General features: G+C 52.1%; 1 rRNA gene. It reads right to left on the bottom strand.

Annotated elements, in window-relative coordinates:
- Positions 1 to 2,513: ribosomal RNA gene (locus VLA07_RS27040) — 23S ribosomal RNA — on the bottom strand; the annotation flags it as partial.

Genomic DNA, 2,513 nt, shown 5'->3' with positions numbered 1-2,513 from the left:
TCTCAAATCTCAAACGTCCACGGCAGATAGGGACCGAACTGTCTCACGACGTTCTAAACCCAGCTCGCGTACCACTTTAAATGGCGAACAGCCATACCCTTGGGACCGGCTTCAGCCCCAGGATGTGATGAGCCGACATCGAGGTGCCAAACACCGCCGTCGATATGAACTCTTGGGCGGTATCAGCCTGTTATCCCCGGAGTACCTTTTATCCGTTGAGCGATGGCCCTTCCATACAGAACCACCGGATCACTAAGACCTACTTTCGTACCTGCTCGACGTGTCTGTCTCGCAGTCAAGCGCGCTTTTGCCTTTATACTCTACGACCGATTTCCGACCGGTCTGAGCGCACCTTCGTACTCCTCCGTTACTCTTTAGGAGGAGACCGCCCCAGTCAAACTACCCACCATACACTGTCCTCGATCCGGATAACGGACCTGAGTTAGAACCTCAAAGTTGCCAGGGTGGTATTTCAAGGATGGCTCCACGCGAACTGGCGTCCACGCTTCAAAGCCTCCCACCTATCCTACACAAGCAAATTCAAAGTCCAGTGCAAAGCTATAGTAAAGGTTCACGGGGTCTTTCCGTCTAGCCGCGGATACACTGCATCTTCACAGCGATTTCAATTTCACTGAGTCTCGGGTGGAGACAGCGCCGCCATCGTTACGCCATTCGTGCAGGTCGGAACTTACCCGACAAGGAATTTCGCTACCTTAGGACCGTTATAGTTACGGCCGCCGTTTACCGGGGCTTCGATCAAGAGCTTCGCGTTAGCTAACCCCATCAATTAACCTTCCGGCACCGGGCAGGCGTCACACCCTATACGTCCACTTTCGTGTTTGCAGAGTGCTGTGTTTTTAATAAACAGTCGCAGCGGCCTGGTATCTTCGACCGGCATGAGCTTACGGAGCAAGTCCTTCACCCTCACCGGCGCACCTTCTCCCGAAGTTACGGTGCCATTTTGCCTAGTTCCTTCACCCGAGTTCTCTCAAGCGCCTTGGTATTCTCTACCCAACCACCTGTGTCGGTTTGGGGTACGGTTCCTGGTTATCTGAAGCTTAGAAGCTTTTCTTGGAAGCATGGCATCAACCACTTCGTCACCTGAAAGGTAACTCGTCATCAGCTCTCGGCCTTGAGATCCCGGATTTACCTAAGATCTCAGCCTACCACCTTAAACTTGGACAACCAACGCCAAGCTGGCCTAGCCTTCTCCGTCCCTCCATCGCAATAACCAGAAGTACAGGAATATTAACCTGTTTTCCATCGACTACGCTTTTCAGCCTCGCCTTAGGGACCGACTAACCCTGCGTCGATTAACGTTGCGCAGGAAACCTTGGTCTTTCGGCGTGGGTGTTTTTCACACCCATTGTCGTTACTCATGTCAGCATTCGCACTTCTGATACCTCCAGCAAGCTTCTCAACTCACCTTCACAGGCTTACAGAACGCTCCTCTACCGCATCACTTGCGTGATACCCGTAGCTTCGGTGTATGGTTTGAGCCCCGTTACATCTTCCGCGCAGGCCGACTCGACTAGTGAGCTATTACGCTTTCTTTAAAGGGTGGCTGCTTCTAAGCCAACCTCCTAGCTGTCTAAGCCTTCCCACATCGTTTCCCACTTAACCATAACTTTGGGACCTTAGCTGACGGTCTGGGTTGTTTCCCTTTTCACGACGGACGTTAGCACCCGCCGTGTGTCTCCCATGCTCGGCACTTGTAGGTATTCGGAGTTTGCATCGGTTTGGTAAGTCGGGATGACCCCCTAGCCGAAACAGTGCTCTACCCCCTACAGTGATACATGAGGCGCTACCTAAATAGCTTTCGAGGAGAACCAGCTATCTCCGAGCTTGATTAGCCTTTCACTCCGATCCACAGGTCATCCGCTAACTTTTCAACGGTAGTCGGTTCGGTCCTCCAGTCAGTGTTACCTAACCTTCAACCTGCCCATGGATAGATCGCCCGGTTTCGGGTCTATTCCCAGCGACTAGACGCCCTATTAAGACTCGCTTTCGCTACGCCTCCCCTATTCGGTTAAGCTCGCCACTGAAAATAAGTCGCTGACCCATTATACAAAAGGTACGCAGTCACCCAACAAAGTGGGCTCCCACTGCTTGTACGCATACGGTTTCAGGATCTATTTCACTCCCCTCTCCGGGGTTCTTTTCGCCTTTCCCTCACGNTGACCCATTATACAAAAGGTACGCAGTCACCCAACAAAGTGGGCTCCCACTGCTTGTACGCATACGGTTTCAGGATCTATTTCACTCCCCTCTCCGGGGTTCTTTTCGCCTTTCCCTCACGGTACTAGTTCACTATCGGTCAGTCAGTAGTATTTAGCCTTGGAGGATGGTCCCCCCATATTCAGACAAAGTTTCTCGTGCTCCGTCCTACTCGATTTCATGACCAAGAGATTTTCGCGTACAGGGCTATCACCCACTATGGCCGCACTTTCCAGAGCGTTCCGCTAATCTCAAAGCCACTTAAGGGCTAGTCCCCGTTCGCTCGCCACTACTAA

The sequence above is a fragment of the Pseudomonas sp. S3(2024) genome (assembly GCF_036861315.1).
GTDB classification, from domain to species: Bacteria; Pseudomonadota; Gammaproteobacteria; order Pseudomonadales; family Pseudomonadaceae; genus Aquipseudomonas; species Aquipseudomonas putida_A.
Note: the sequence above shows the minus strand (reverse complement) of the source record. Positions and strands in the feature narration are given on the sequence as shown.